The sequence below is a fragment of the Haloarcula sp. CGMCC 1.6347 genome (genome assembly GCF_037078395.1).
GTDB classification, from domain to species: domain Archaea; phylum Halobacteriota; class Halobacteria; order Halobacteriales; family Haloarculaceae; genus Haloarcula; species Haloarcula amylolytica.
This window is the reverse complement of the sequence record NZ_JAYMGX010000001.1, coordinates 1065821-1079712: the sequence shown is the minus strand read 5'-3', so window position 1 is coordinate 1079712 and position 13892 is coordinate 1065821. Positions and strand designations below refer to the sequence as shown.

At 64.2% G+C, this 13892-nt stretch carries 14 protein-coding genes; 7 read left to right on the top strand and 7 right to left on the bottom strand.

All coding sequences use genetic code 11. The features are described 5' to 3' along the window. Positions 1-9: 9 nt before the first annotated feature. Entirely contained in the window at positions 10-657 is a 648-nt protein-coding gene (locus tag VI340_RS05690) for an NUDIX hydrolase (protein ID WP_336357978.1), read from the bottom strand. Positions 658-741: 84 nt separating this feature from the next. On the opposite strand from VI340_RS05690, the gene VI340_RS05685 reads away from it, so the two are divergent. Further along, positions 742-1710 carry a sugar phosphate nucleotidyltransferase gene (locus tag VI340_RS05685; protein ID WP_008309520.1) on the top strand — a complete coding sequence of 323 codons (969 nt, stop codon included), beginning with the start codon at positions 742-744 and terminating at the stop codon, positions 1708-1710. A gap of 26 nt (positions 1711-1736) precedes the next feature. On the opposite strand, the gene VI340_RS05680 is transcribed toward VI340_RS05685, so the two are convergent. From VI340_RS05680 to VI340_RS05665, 4 genes are read right to left on the bottom strand one after another with little or no spacing between them, the layout of a single operon-like run. After that, a complete protein-coding gene (locus VI340_RS05680) occupies positions 1737-2456 on the bottom strand; it encodes a diphthine--ammonia ligase (protein ID WP_008309521.1) in 720 nt (239 codons plus the stop codon). A gap of 35 nt (positions 2457-2491) precedes the next feature. Next, positions 2492-3613 carry a DUF373 family protein gene (locus VI340_RS05675; protein ID WP_336330030.1) on the bottom strand — a complete coding sequence of 374 codons (1122 nt, stop codon included), beginning with the start codon at positions 3611-3613 and terminating at the stop codon, positions 2492-2494. Between the two features lie 40 nt (positions 3614-3653). Further along, a complete protein-coding gene (gene sppA / locus VI340_RS05670; RefSeq protein WP_008309523.1) occupies positions 3654-4649 on the bottom strand; it encodes a signal peptide peptidase SppA in 996 nt (331 codons plus the stop codon). Beyond that, complete coding sequence (locus tag VI340_RS05665; RefSeq protein ID WP_080504303.1) at positions 4649-5422, bottom strand: proteasome assembly chaperone family protein; 774 nt, start codon at positions 5420-5422, stop codon at positions 4649-4651. The genes sppA and VI340_RS05665 overlap by 1 nt, the downstream gene beginning before the upstream one ends. Before the next feature lie 51 nt (positions 5423-5473). Here VI340_RS05665 and VI340_RS05660 point away from each other — a divergent pair, with 51 nt between their 5' ends. Both VI340_RS05660 and VI340_RS05655 read left to right on the top strand, forming a co-directional pair. Beyond that, positions 5474-6385, top strand: coding sequence for an RsmB/NOP family class I SAM-dependent RNA methyltransferase (locus tag VI340_RS05660; protein WP_008309528.1), 912 nt, complete (start codon positions 5474-5476; stop codon positions 6383-6385). Beyond that, positions 6382-6882, top strand: coding sequence for a DUF7122 family protein (locus tag VI340_RS05655; protein ID WP_008309530.1), 501 nt, complete (start codon positions 6382-6384; stop codon positions 6880-6882). Before VI340_RS05660 ends, VI340_RS05655 begins: the two co-directional genes overlap by 4 nt. A 33-nt stretch (positions 6883-6915) precedes the next feature. Here the strand turns inward: VI340_RS05655 and VI340_RS05650 are convergent, their stop codons facing one another. Further along, a complete protein-coding gene (locus tag VI340_RS05650) occupies positions 6916-8724 on the bottom strand; it encodes an ABC transporter ATP-binding protein (RefSeq protein ID WP_336357977.1) in 1809 nt (602 codons plus the stop codon). Positions 8725-8874: 150 nt separating this feature from the next. Here VI340_RS05650 and VI340_RS05645 point away from each other — a divergent pair, with 150 nt between their 5' ends. The 4 genes from VI340_RS05645 (at position 8875) to VI340_RS05630 (ending at position 12145) form a co-directional block, all read left to right on the top strand. After that, complete coding sequence (locus tag VI340_RS05645) at positions 8875-9171, top strand: PqqD family peptide modification chaperone (RefSeq protein ID WP_336357976.1); 297 nt, start codon at positions 8875-8877, stop codon at positions 9169-9171. Continuing rightward, positions 9074-9589 (top strand): lasso peptide biosynthesis B2 protein, encoded by a 516-nt coding sequence (locus VI340_RS05640; RefSeq protein WP_336357975.1) that lies wholly within the window; start codon positions 9074-9076, stop codon positions 9587-9589. Before VI340_RS05645 ends, VI340_RS05640 begins: the two co-directional genes overlap by 98 nt. A gap of 424 nt (positions 9590-10013) precedes the next feature. Beyond that, complete coding sequence (locus VI340_RS05635; RefSeq protein ID WP_336357974.1) at positions 10014-10928, top strand: hypothetical protein; 915 nt, start codon at positions 10014-10016, stop codon at positions 10926-10928. Beyond that, positions 10922-12145, top strand: a complete 1224-nt coding sequence (locus tag VI340_RS05630) for a nucleotidyltransferase domain-containing protein (RefSeq protein ID WP_336357973.1) — start codon at positions 10922-10924, stop codon at positions 12143-12145. The genes VI340_RS05635 and VI340_RS05630 overlap by 7 nt, the downstream gene beginning before the upstream one ends. A 79-nt stretch (positions 12146-12224) precedes the next feature. On the opposite strand, the gene VI340_RS05625 is transcribed toward VI340_RS05630, so the two are convergent. Beyond that, positions 12225-13802 (bottom strand): DUF790 family protein, encoded by a 1578-nt coding sequence (locus VI340_RS05625; protein WP_336357972.1) that lies wholly within the window; start codon positions 13800-13802, stop codon positions 12225-12227. Between the last annotated feature and the right edge of the window lie 90 nt (positions 13803-13892).

Here is a 13892-nt window from a genome sequence, read left to right as displayed (position 1 = left end):
GTCCCGGATTCACTCGCCGTCGAGCAACGCTGCAAACCGTTCTTCGGCACCGGGCGTGAGCCGCTCGGGCGGCTCCGCGAACCACGCCGCTCCCACGAGTTCCGACTCGTCCACGTCGAGACTGCCTTTCTTGTACGCCGCTTCGAGGTAGATGTCTAGCGTGTGTACCGACCCCTGCGCGTCGGTGTCCGGATAGTACTTCGAGTGAACGACTTCCGCGACGCCGGTGACCGTACAGCGGATGCCGGTCTGTTCGTTGACGCGGCGGACGGCGGTCCCTTGCACCGATTCGTATTCGTCTCCTTTGCCGCCACCCGGCAGCGCCCACATGTCAGCGCCCCGGCCTAGCACTAGCAGGACGCGGTCGCGGGTGTCGTCGGCCGCCTGGTCGGGTATCTGGTCGCTTAGCTCCGGGAAATCGGTGCCGTCACGGGTGACGAACACGACGCTGTTCCCGGAGTAGCCGGTCCCGCGTGTCGCAGCGAACACGTCGGCGTATTCGTCAGGCGACAGCTCGAAGGTCTCCTCGGTGACCGGGACCTCGTCGTAGGCCGCTTCCAGACTCGCAATGCGCTTGTCGACGTTCGTCTGGTTGATTTTCTCCGTGAGGTTCGCGTCGCCGGCCTCCGCGTCGACCGGGGTGTCGTCACCAGTCATACGGGGTGATACTGCGGGCCACCGATAAGTGCCGCGGTCCAGTCGATGAAAAAGAACTTGTATTCTGGTTGTCTGCTTCCGGACATGAAAGCGATTGTCCTCGCAGGCGGATACGCCACCCGGCTCTGGCCTGTCACCAAGAACCGGCCCAAAATGCTGCTTCCCGTCGGTGAGACGACTGTCATCGACCGGATTCTGGGCGAACTGGAGAAGGACGATCGCATCTCGGACGTGTTCGTCAGTACGAACCAGCGCTTTGCCGATGACTTCCGTGACCACATCGCCGCGAGTAGTTTCGAGAAGCCGTCCCTGACCGTCGAGGAAACCGCCGAAGAGGACGAGAAGTTCGGCGTCGTCGGCGCGCTCGCCCAGCTGGTCGACCGGGAGGGGCTCGGCGACGAGGACCTGCTGGTCATCGCCGGCGACAACCTCATCAGCTTCGACATCGCGGAGTTCATCGACTACTTCGAACAGTACGACGACCCCACGCTCGCCGCCTACGATGTCGGCTCGCGGGAGAAGGCGAGTTCCTACGGCCTCATCGAACTGGACGGCGAGGAGGTCACGGACTTTCAAGAGAAGCCCGACGACCCCAACAGCACGCTCGTCTCGATTGCCTGCTACGCCTTCCCGGCCGACGCGATTCGTTTCGGCGAGTACCTCGACGACGGGAACAACCCCGACGAACCCGGCTGGTTCATCCAGTGGCTCGTCGACGACGGCCCCGTCCGGGCGTTCACGTTCGACGACGCCTGGTACGATATCGGCACGCCCGAAAGCTATCTGGAGGCCGTCGCGTGGGAACTCGACGGCGACAACGTCGTCGCAGAGGACGCCACCATCGAGAACACCACGCTCGGCGAGAACGTCCACGTCCTCTCGGGGGCCGAAATCGTCAACTCCAGCCTCGACGGCACCATCGTGTTCCCGGACACGACTATCCTCGATTCGGACATCCGCGAGTCGATTATCGACCGGGATACACAGGTCGAGAGTCTGGACCTCGCCGGCGCGCTCATCGGTGCGCATACGCAGTTGACGAACGGGGACTGACCCCGCCTAGCCGCTTCGATACAAAGTCACGCCAGCCACGCGTCTTCAATTTTGAGTGTCCCGCGACTGCCGTCCCACTCCGTCTCGTACTCCAGTTCGATCCGGCGGTCCATGTGTGGCCCGTCGGTGACGAGCGTCTCGAACTCGCCGCCTTCCCCGAGAATGTGGACGCCGTACTCCTCGTTGAGCGCCTCCAGTTCGTCGAGCGCGTCGGCGTCGAGCGTGCGACCCAGCCAGGACTCGTCGAGGCCGTAGGCGGCCACGCGGATGATCCGTATCTCGAAACCGGCGTCGAGCATCGCGTCGGCGAGGTCACGAGGGTTTTCCTGCCACAGCGGCGCGAACACGTTGGCTTCGAGGCGGTCGGCCATCGATTCGATGCGGGTCGTCTGGTACTCGCTCTCGACCGCGCCGGCGGTGACGCCGGTGATGCCGCCGTCCAGTTCGACGTCGAGTTCGCGTAGCGCGGCCTCCAGCGGTTCGAGTTCGGCGTCGCCCTGGTCGCCGGAGTCGAGCACGTCGTCAGCCTCGAAGTCATCGGGCTCGACTTCGACCAGCGGGATGCCGATACTCTCGGCGGCCAGGCGGGCCAGTCGAGTCGCCGGAACGTGGTACATGTAGGAGTCGCCCTCCGGGTGGACCGTCACCAGATGTTCGACAGGGTGGCCCCGTTCCAGTGCTCGGTACAACGCCCACGAAGAGTCTTTGCCGCCGGAGAACAGCGAAACCCACGCGCCGTCTGTCATAGCCGCCGGTAGCCGGCGGCGGCGTAAATCGCTGTCTATTCCACCAGTTCGTCCTCGATATCGGTGTGGCTGACGTAGGTCGCCACCCGGACGCCGACGATGCTGATGAGGATACCTGCGAGGATGAACAGCCCGAGGCGGGTCCCCGCCTCCAGTATGAACCCCTGGACCTGAACGATGCCGAGGTTCGTCTCCGGCACCTGAAACGGCTCGAACACGCCACCGCGTTCGAGGAAGTACGCAGAAAAGCCGCGAACGACGAGCCCGACCGCGACCGCACCGAAGGGGAGGTTCACGTACGCGCTCCGGACCCCCTCTTGTTGAATGAGTTCGTCCAGCAGGCGACCGAGCGAGGCGGCCAGCGCCGCGCCGGTCAGCCACGGCACAGACGCGAAGGCAAAGCGGTTCGCAAGCAGGAAGGGGCTGATATCGCCGACCGCCGAGACGCCCAGCACGCCGGCGAAGATGCCGACGAGCGAGAGGCCGGCGGCGACGACGTAGGTCACGAGCGACACCTGTCCCGAGTACAGGGCTTCTCGGGTCTGGCTGGGAAGTCGGGAGAGGTATGCGTCGATACCCAGTCCCTTGTAGATGAGGAACACGCCGATGGCGGCCGCGATAGCGCCGACGGCAATCGTCGGGCTGGTGACGACGAGCAACAGCGGGAACGCGAGCATGATGATTCCGACGGGGACCAGCACCGTCTTGCGCAGTTCCTCGTCTGCCAGGAACTGCTTGAGCAGGTAGTACGTGGATTCGATGTCGCGGGCCTGACGAACGACGACCCGGTCGACGGCGTCGACCTGGACGCGGCTCTCGATGATGGGAACCAGCCGCTCGTCGTCGGCGCTGTCGACGACGACGACCGCGGAGTCCGGGTCGTGCTCGGCGACCAGACTGTCGATCTGGCCGGCGATATCCCGGTCCGAACCGACGCTGTCGCTTCCGCCGCCGACGACGGCGAGGACCGGCGAGGACCCCTCGGCTTCGAGTTCATCCGCGACTGCGAGCCCCTCGAGGAGGCAGTTGACCCGGCTGTCTTCCGGGTCAACGACGCCCGTCTGCGTGATGAGTGACTCGACGGCGTCGCGGCCGACGACGGGACACGCCGCTGCGGCCGGACTGTCCCTGTCGATACACACCACCAGCGTTGTCACACTACGGCGAAGGCGGTCCCCGAATAAAAAACCTCCCGAGCTATCGCCGGAAGGAGAGGCCCTCGATATCACCGTCGGCGACGCCGGCGATACCCGCGCCGAGGGCGAAGGCGACCTGCTGTGCGCCTCCGCGGAGTTTGCCCGTCAATCCGCGCTCAGGCTCGTACTCCTTGATCGTCACAGCCTCGCCCAGCCGTTGCTCCAGGCTCGCCTCGACGTCGTCGCGCGTGCCGAGCCGGTCGACGAGCCCACGCTCTTCGGCCTCGTCACCGAGGAAGATGCGCGCTTCGGTGTCCTTGAGCGTCTCGGCGTCCATCTCGCGGCCCTCGGCCACGGTGTCGATGAACTGGTCGTAGTAGTCGTCGACGATGCCCTGGAGGTACTCGCGTTCGTCCTCGGTCATCTCCTTCAGCGGAACGCCGGCGTCCTTGTACTCGCCGGCGGTGAACTGCTCGTAGGAGAGGCCCAGGCGGTCGGCCAGTTCCTTGGCGTTGACCCGCGAGCCGACGACGCCGATCGAGCCGACGATAGAGCCCTCGCGCGCCCAGAGCTCGTCACAGCCGGCGGCGATGTCGTAGCCGCCGCTGGCACAGACGTCCGTGGCGTAGGCGATGGTCGGGCCGTCGAACTCCTCGGCGGCGATGCGGATGTCCTCGCTGGGGACGATTTCGCCGCCCGGCGTGTTCAGTTTCAGGAGCAGCGCCTCTGAGCCCCGGTCCGCGTCGGCACGGTCTATCTGTTCGACGATGTCGTCGGCCGACGCGCCCACCGGCGGACTGGTGATGCCGCCACCGCCGTCACGGCTGATCGGCCCTTCGACGGCGACCTCCGCGACGTTGTGTGCTGGGAGTAGGGAGCCGGCGATGTTGCTGCCGATACGGGCTGTGGCGACGGCGACAGCGACGACCAACAGGACGCCGAGCAACTGGGCGAGGTTGTCGGGTGTTCTGACAAACAGCACCCACCCCAGGACCGTGCCGATACCGACGATAATTACGACCAGTAACCCACGTATGATGTCGTCTGCGCCCGCCATTACTGATACATCCCGAGCGGCCGTGCGCTCGTGCTCTCCTCCTGGTTCTCCTGGAGCTGCTGGGCAAGTTGTGCCTTGGCTCGACCGATTTCCTCGGCCTGCTCGACCAGCGCATCGGTGTCGACCTCGAAGTCGGCCAGCGGGCTGATCGCCGTCTGCAGGAGCGCCCGAGCCGCTTCCGGGTCAGGAAAGCGCTGGTCGGCCTCGACGATGAGCCCGATGCTCGTCAGCCCGACCCGCTGTGATTCGTGGACCAGCGCGCCGGTCGGCCCGGTAATCGCGCCGTTCTCCGAGGGCGGGTCCACGTCTGCCTCCTCTAGCATCGCCGCCCCGTCACCCGTCGAGACGCCGTACACGTCCGGAACACCGTCTTTCTCGGCAGGACGGCCGCTGAGGTAGATCGGCGTCGCGTCGTTGGCCTCGAACCAACTGACCATGCAGCCGGCGAACTCCTTCGCGCCGGACGGGGAGATCGGGGCATCGCTCTGGAGGACTAGCAGGTCACGGCCCTCGTCAGCGTACAGCCGGACCGGCGGGCGAACCTCCGGGTCGTCCGTTCCGTACACGGCGATCTCTGGCAACCCCTCGCAGTGGGCCGATGCGTAGTACTCCATGTCGTAGACGTCGACGAGGTGGTCGGCGGCTATCTTGCCGACGAGTCCGACGCCCGGGAGCCCCTCGACCAGTGTCGGGGAATCGAGCGAAATGTCGTCGCGGTGGACCTGTATGTGTGCCATACCTCGGGTATCGGCCGCCGGCGGCTTGAAAGCCATGGGCCGGTGCCGTTCGAAACCCACAAACCGACCGCCAGCGAACGCCGGACAATGGAACCACTCGACCGCTACCGACCCATCATCGACGACTTCGAGGCGTTCATCGACGCGTGTGAACGCCCGCTGCCGTCGGCTGTCAGGGTCAACACCATCAAAGCCTCCGTCGAGCGGGTCCGAACGGCGCTTGCGGACGCGGACATCGCCTACGACCCCGTCGACTGGCACGACGGCCTGTTCGTCCTGCCCGAGGACTCCCCCGGCGCGAACTGGCCGTACTTCCACGGCTGGATTCACGGGCAGGAGGAAGTGTCCGTGATTCCGGCGACCGTACTGGACCCCCAGCCCGGCGAGCGAGTCTGGGACGCCTGTGCAGCACCGGGGAGCAAGACGACCCAGCTCGCCGCGCTGATGGAGGACACCGGCGAAGTCGTCGCGACCGACAACAACCTCGGGCGGATCTCGGCGCTGCGGACCAATACCGAGCGGCTGGGCGCGACCACGGTTGCCGTCACCCACGAGGACGGCCGCAACCACTCGCTCAAGCCCTTCGGCGGCGAAGAGTACGACCGCGCGCTCGTCGACGTGCCCTGCTCCTGTGAGGGGACCATCCGCAAGAACCCGGATACGCTGGAGGACTGGACGCTCTCTCACGTCGAAGGCATCTCCGGCGTCCAGAAGGGCATCCTCAAACGGGCCATCGAAGTGACCGAACCGGGCGGAACCGTCGTCTACTCCACCTGCACGTTCGCTCCGGAGGAAAACGAGGCCGTGCTTGACTACGTGCTCGACGAGGTCGCCTGTGAGATCGTGGACTACGACCTCCCGCTCGACCACGCACCGGGAATCACCGAGTGGCAGGACGAGAGATTCGACCCCAGCGTCACCAACGCCAAGCGCATCTACCCGCATCACAACGACACGGGCGGGTTCTTCTGTGCGAAACTGGAGGTGCCCGCGGAATGAGCGACCAGAGCACGGAGTTCACGCGGCTCCCAGAGACAGACGAGGAGCGCGAGGACCCCGAGCGGGCGACCCGCGAAGAAGTGCTCGACTTCTGGGCTGAACGCTTCGGCGTCCCGCCGGAGACCTTCGAGGGGTACACGTTCTGGGAACGTGGTGCTGGCAAACTGTGGCTGTATCAGGGGAGTCCGCCATCGCCTGTCGATATCGAGGGCCTGGGGATGACGTTCCTGCGGACGCGCCAGGAACACTGGAAACCGACGCTGGAGTCCGTCCAGCGGTTCGGAGAGCACGCCAGCCAGAACGTCATCCACCTCGATGAGGACGCTGCCCGAGCGTTCGTGGCCGGCGAGGACCAGGAACTCGACTGGGACGGCGACTGGGGGTATCTGGTCGTCACCCACGACCTCGCCGGCGAGGCCGAACCGGTCGGCGTCGGCCTGTACGTCTACGGCGAACTCAGGTCACAGGTGCCGAAAGGACGTCGCCGAGAGGTCTGATCCAAGCAGTGCGACCGCTCCGGTGAGAGCGGCTCAGCCGCTGAAAGACTTCGCGGCCGCCGTTCCCTGCAACGCGTACAACTCCGCGTACGTCCCGTCGTCGTCGAGCAGTTCGGCGTGGCTGCCCTGTTCCGTGACCTGCCCGTCCTCGACAGTGTAGATTCGGTCGGCGTTCGAGACGGTCGAGAGCCGGTGGGCGATTGCGATCACGGTCTGGTCCCCGTCGAGCGTCTCGACGGTTCGATGGATTTGCCGTTCCAGGTTCGAGTCGAGGTCGCTGGTGGCCTCATCGAGTACGAGTATCTCTGCGTCCGTCAGCAGCGCGCGGGCCAGTGCGACCCGCTGGCGTTGCCCGCCGGACAGTTTCACGCCGTCGTCGCCCAGCACTGTGTCGAGCCCCTGCGGGAGGTCATCGAGGAATTCGAGGACGAGGGCCTTCTCGGCCACTTCGTAGAGTGTCTCGTCGGAGATATCCCGACCGGCAGTGAGGTTGTACCGCAACGTATCGTTGAAGATATGTGGGTCCTGTCGAACCATCGCAACAGCGTCACGCCATTCGTCGAGTGCATAGGTCGAAATCGGCGTCTCGCTCGCCAGGATCTCACCGCTGTCCGGGGTATAGAGCCGAGTGAGAAGCGAGACGACTGTCGATTTGCCGCCACCGGACTCGCCGACGATACCGACGAACTCGCCTCGCTCGACAGTCATCGAGAAGTCCGCGAGTACTGGCTCGTCCTCGTAGGCGAACGAGGCGTTCTCGAACGCGATTTCCTTGATGCAGTCCGGGACCGGCTTCCCACCGGTCGGTTCCTGCTGGGTTTCGAGGCGGTCGATGAACTGGTGGGTGCGAACCAGATGTGGTAGCTCTCCCTCGATGGCGTAGATGGTAGAATTGAGCGAACTCAGTCGGGGCGCGAGTCGGAGCATCGCGAACAGGAACACGCCGAGTTCAGCGATCGACAGCGCCCGGAAACTGATTGCGACGTAGACGAGACCGAACAGGAGCAGCGAGACCGAGAGCCGATAGAGACTACCGATTGCGACCTCGTTCCGGCGAACGGCGATGCTGGTTGCAGTGTATCGGTCGAGTGTATCCCGGAACTCGGCAAGCAGTCCGTCGCGCATGCCGAACAGCTTCACGTCACGGATACCCTGCGTCCCCGCCTGTGTTGTCTCCTGCAGCCGTTCGTTTGCCGTCGCCACACGGTCGCCGACGGCGTACCCGGGCTCGATGCCGTATCTGATGAGCGCCGTGACCCCGCCGAGAGCGACAGCCGCACCGACTGCCAGCATCGGCGCGATAGCCAGTGCGATTCCGATGTACACCAGACAGAGGATTCCCTGCTGGAAGAACTGGATAATCCGGCCGATGACACGGCCGGCGTACCGGGTCTGTGTCAGAATCGTGTTCATGATGTCGTCGGACCCCTTGTCGTCGTAGTAGGCGACCGACGCGTTCATCGCCAGTTCGTAGGCCCGGTTTTTGAGGTCGCGTTCGTACGCCTGTGTGAGCTTCGCCGCGAGCCATTTCACCGCAAACGATGCCGTGAACCGGACGACCATCACGCACGCGAGGCCGAGTAGCAGGGATTCGAGCGTGAGCGGCAGTCCGGCGGCGGCGTACGCGGACAGGAACTGACCGGTAACACCGTCCGCCTGAAGCGGGAGGCCTTGCCCGGCCTGTGCGGCGTCGAGTATCGGAAACAGGAACGAGAGGCCGACGCCTTCCAGCAGCATCACGAAGAGGCTGGCGGCGACGATACTCCCCGTCAGCGCCGGACGATACAGTGCCACACGGCGCAGCGATGCGTATTTCTCACTGACGGAGGGAGTATCAGCCATTGTTCCGGATGCGAGTTCTATGTAACATAGTTACCGACTCTCTACGGTTGGGCAGTACGGGAGCGAAGGGAGCGTCTACCGCCTGTCTGGGTCGTGACGGCGACGAAAAGAGGCCATAACAAATAGTGCGGGTATCCCTGGAGTCCACATATGGTCGCGATAGATGCTGGATCGACTGTCGTCGCAACTGACAACTGTGTCACCACGACTATCGACGGCGAAATCGTGCTGCTCAACAACGAGACGGGGCGGTATCAGGGTCTGTCGGGCGTCGGCCCGGACATCTGGGACCGAATCCAGGAACCGACGGAACCAGCGGCTATCGTCTCAACGCTGGTCGAGGAGTACGATGTCGACAGAGACCGAGTGGCAAATGACGTGGAACGATTCCTGGAAACGCTTGCCGCGGAGCAACTCATCAAGGTCGATGCGAGCCCGACTCCGTGAGTTCAGGGCGTTGCCACGGGCGCAGAAGCTATTGCTCTGTGAAGCTGTGGTACTGATCGTTGCGAGCAAGGTACTGCTTGCAGTCGCTGGGCTGGAGGACGCAGAGCGATATTTCGGTATGGTCTCTCAGTACCTCCCGTGTCATCGTCAGTCCGGGTCACCAGAGTCAGTACGGTGGGCGGTTCTGACAGCAGGATCACGTCTCCCAGGTTCCTACGATTGTCTTGACCGAGCACTCACTGGTAGCACACTGCTGGTAGCAAACGACCTGCCGCATCGTCTCCGCTTCGGCGTGGACACCCAGTCCGAGACGTTCGAGGCTCACGCTTGGATCGAGTCCAACGGGGCTGTCCTTATCGGGGATGTCGACGACTTTGGGCGCTTCCGCACACTCACGGAACGCGAAGTACGTGGCTAACGAATAGTAAACACGGCATTCTGTATGAATTCAACAGTAATGAGTACTATAACAAATACATCTACATCTGAAACCAGAGGCGGGGGTAACCCATGAAGGAATACGAAACGCCGTCGGTCGAAACGTACGGAACTGTCGAAGAAAAGACGAACTGGTGGGACCACGACGACGGATACGGGAAGTGGAGCTAGCGTCCGCAGTCGGTTCACGTATCTAACTGATCCCTCCTTTATTGATCCTCGACACTGGCACCGGTCAGTGGCTACGTCGTGACGGTTTCGTGGCTGTGTGTCGGAAGTAGAGAGTGCATTCTTATCCACCACAGCAGTCAAGCGATCTGGTATGAACCAGGGGTGTCGTAGATGGGGTGTGTTTCAGCACGGACGGAATCGATGGACAACTACGCAGGGAGGGACCTAGCAGGATGGCAACAGTAAACACAGCCACGTACGAAGCCTTTGGACTGACAGTCCGCTCGGCATTCGACGTACCGGAGCTTCCGCCCGCTGAGACAGAGCCCGACGGGCGGGCCGACGTCACCATCACTGAAGAACGGCTCCCTCGCCCACTGTCGGCTGACTCCGAATCGACCTTTCACGCGGTAGACGAGCGCGAATACTACCTTCTATACGACGCCGCAACGGTCAGAATTCTCGACGGGACGTCCATCGCTGTAGACCCGGCCTCGGACGTGCCAAGCGAAGTCCTCCGCCACGTACTGGTCGGCCCGGCGTTGAATCACTTGCTGGACCAGCGGGGCTACTTCGTGCTGCACGCCAGTACCGTCAGCATCGACGGGCGTGCAGTGGCGTTCGTCGGGGAGTCCGGGGTCGGAAAAACGACGACTGCGATGGCCTGTTTGCTTGACGGGCACCGTGTCCTGAGCGACGACGTGGCTGCGATAACGCTGGATAATGCGGGACCAGTCGTTCGGAGCGGCTACCCATCGATGAAACTCGACCCGGAGGCAGTTGCGGCGTTTGACCCCCCGGTCGAGCCGCCGGAACAGGTCCACAACGGGCGCCCGCGACACTTCTACGGGCTCAGACACGACCAGCCCGCGACTCCGGTGCCGCTAGAACGCATCTATCTGCTCGAAGACGGCGACTCTATCGGGGTGGATTCAGTCAGGCCGGACGAACAGGTCATGGCGCTCGTCGATAACACGTACACACTGGGCGCGCTGGACGCCGACGGCCAGGCCGTGTCCAATTTCAGTGCTTGCGGGGAGATCGTCGACATGACAGATATAAAACGGCTCCGCCGACCGTTCGATCTCGATATGCTCCCGGAGGTCGTAGCCCGGATTCAGTCTGATCTCAAGAGTGAGCCATGCTAACGGAGGCTGAACCCGAACTCCAATTGGTAGTCGACTGTGTTCGTACCGCAATCGTCACCGACGCTTCCCCCGACCCTCCCGCGCTGGATGCCGAACCTGCCTGGGACCGCGTCCTTGAACTCGCCCGATATCATGGCGTCGTGCAACTCCTCTATCAGGGGCTGGAACCGATAGCACGCGAGAGCGGTGATGAGTTCACCGTGCCAGAGTCCGTGTTGACACGACTTAGCAGCACAGTACAGGGAAAGCGGATGCGAAATCTCGCGTTCACGACCGAGCTACAGGAGATAATCGAGAGTTTTGAGACACGCGGTGTACGCGCGGTACCGTTCAAGGGACCGGTGCTTTCGGCCGCCACCTACGACGACGCAACGGTGCGGGAGTACAACGATCTGGATCTGCTCGTCCATCCTGAAGATATCACTGTCGCCGCGGATATTCTGGAAGAGCGAGGCTACGAGTGGCGCGGGGGCACGCCGCGATTGGACGACGCCGCGCTGTTGGGCGGTCCCGTGACGAAGGCAATCGTTCACGAGTACGAGATGCGAGGTCCGGAGTTCGACGTGGAACTCCGCTGGCGCGTGGGCGACGCCGAGCGACCGTTCACCACACCGTTCAGTGAACTCTGGGACCGCCGCGACACAGTCGCGGTCGGCGGCCAACCGCTTCCGGCGCTTGCACAGCCAGACCGGCTACTCGTGTTAGCGTTCCACGGAACCAAACACCGCTGGTATCTCCTGAAGTGGCTCTGTGATTTCGTTGCGGCGCTGGAGTCGACGGAAGCTGACTGGTCACACGTCCTCGCTCGGGCGCGGGAAACTGGCGTCCAGCGGAACCTACTGCTCGGGGCCGCGCTCGCACGTACTGTCTTCGGGTACACCCTCCCAACGCCGATACTGGATCGCCTTCGCACGGACGACCGCGTCACCGAGTTAACCGAGGCCGTCGTCGAATCGCTGGCCGCTGGGACGCCACAGGCACCCACGCAGTTCGAGGCCGCTCAGTTTCACCTGGCTGCCAGCGATTCGGCAACTGCGCTGGTGCCGCTCCTGCTGTTGCATTCGTCGCTTCACCCGACTTACTCGGAGTACCAGTTTTGCCCGCTCCCCGGTCCGCTGCATCCGCTGTACTACGTCATCTGGCCGCTCCGACTCCTCCTCGAAGTGCCACAGTGGCAGCGACAGCGGTCCGAAGAGCCACTTGACGAAGCGACCTGAACAGCCGAGTCGCTCGCTTCGTTCCGGCGACGATTCGCTGTATCTGGGGGCTGATTCTCAGCGGTATCCCACAGGCGGCTCACTCCCGTGGCTGGATTGTCCCCTCACCCAGCCCTTCCCAGGCGACGCGGTAGCCAAGGCGTGCGAGGGCGGCGCTGTCGTCCTCGAGACCGTAGTCTGCCAGTCTGTCGCTCGCCGCCTCGTACGCCATTCCGGGCTCGATCTCCTCGGCCAGGTCGTCTAACACGGCAGGGGAAACGAGCGTGCGCCCGACGCGCTCGTGGGCCGGATAGGCCACGTCTTCCAGCGCATCCTCGCTGACGCCGTACTCCGCGGCGAGGTCAGCGAGCGAGGTAACGTCGGCATCCGGCCGGAGTTCATCGGGTATCTCCGCGGCGCTCTCGCGCACCAGCCGCTCCTCGTAGGGTCGCAGGGCATCCCGCACGTCTTTCACTCTGACCGTCCCGGCGTACGGAATCGCTCGGTTATCCGTCGCTTCGATTTCGTCCCCGACACCGAGCGATTCGTCGACGGCGACCAGCATCTCCACGTCCGCCAGCGCGTCGAGGCGGGCGAGCTTCTTCTCGACGTACTCCGGCGTCCAGAAACCCATAATTTCGAAGAAAATCCGGAAGGGAGCGTCACTGGCGGCCCCGTCAGCCCCGTCCGAGCCCCCGCCACTGCGCCCGGTGTCCCGAACGCCGGTATCAGCGCCGGGTCGCCACTCGAAGGCGAAATCCGGGATGATGACATGTTCGCCGGCCGCCAGCGGCTCCGGCTCGCGGATGAGGTCCCAGTCGAGGTCCAGCGCGGCGAACCGGCCGGCGAAGTCGGCTTCGACACCGCTGTCGTAGCTGACCTCAGTTACGGGCTCGACGCCGGGCACGGAGACATCCCCATCTGAAAGGGTGAGTTCCCGCTCGGTGCCCCGGTCGTCGATGGTCGCCGTCAGTTCCCACTCGCTCGCGGCCGCGACCGTCCGAAGGAGACGAGCGAAGCGGGTGCCGTACCGGCGTGTATTCGAGAACAGCGCGTCCGGCCCCGTGACGACGACCTCTCGACCGTTCCCAGTCCGGCGAATCTCGTACATCAGCCGGAGGCGTTTGACCGCCGAGACGAGCGCCTTCGGGTCGGATGAGCGGACCCGTACCTCGGTCGCGTCGAACAGCGCCGTTTGCGCTAGCGAGAGGTTGTACTGGGTCCGCAGTTCGGCCGGCCCCCAGCGCGAGTCGACGTCAGTGAGAACCTGTCGCGAGTCCCGGTCGGCGTATAGCGCCTCGGCCAGCGTCTCGGCGTCCGTGCCGAAGTGGTCGGCCGCCTCGGAGAGTGCTCGCTCGCGCTCGGCCTCGGTCACGACGCCAACGTCCGCGGCGGCTTCGAACACCCGACGACGGGCGCGAACGGGGTCGATCGGGGCTTGCGTCTCGAATGTTGCCTCCCGTTCGACGAGTTTCGCCAGCCCGCGGACCAGCTTGAAATCGTCGGCCTCTCGCTCTACGTCCGCAAGTGCCGCCTCCAGCGTCTCGCGGGACTCGCCGACATGGCCCTGATAGATTCCGAGCACGCGGGCCGCCAGCCGCTCCGCGTCGGCGTCGGCGAACTGCAGGTGGTAGCCGCCGCCGGCCCGGGACACCCGCAGGAGGTCTTTCGTCAGCACAGATGCGTCTCCGCGACGGAGCGACAAAAACACGGGGAGTCAGGGCACCCACTCAGCACGCTCAGGGGCACCTCGACGCTGCGACGCCCG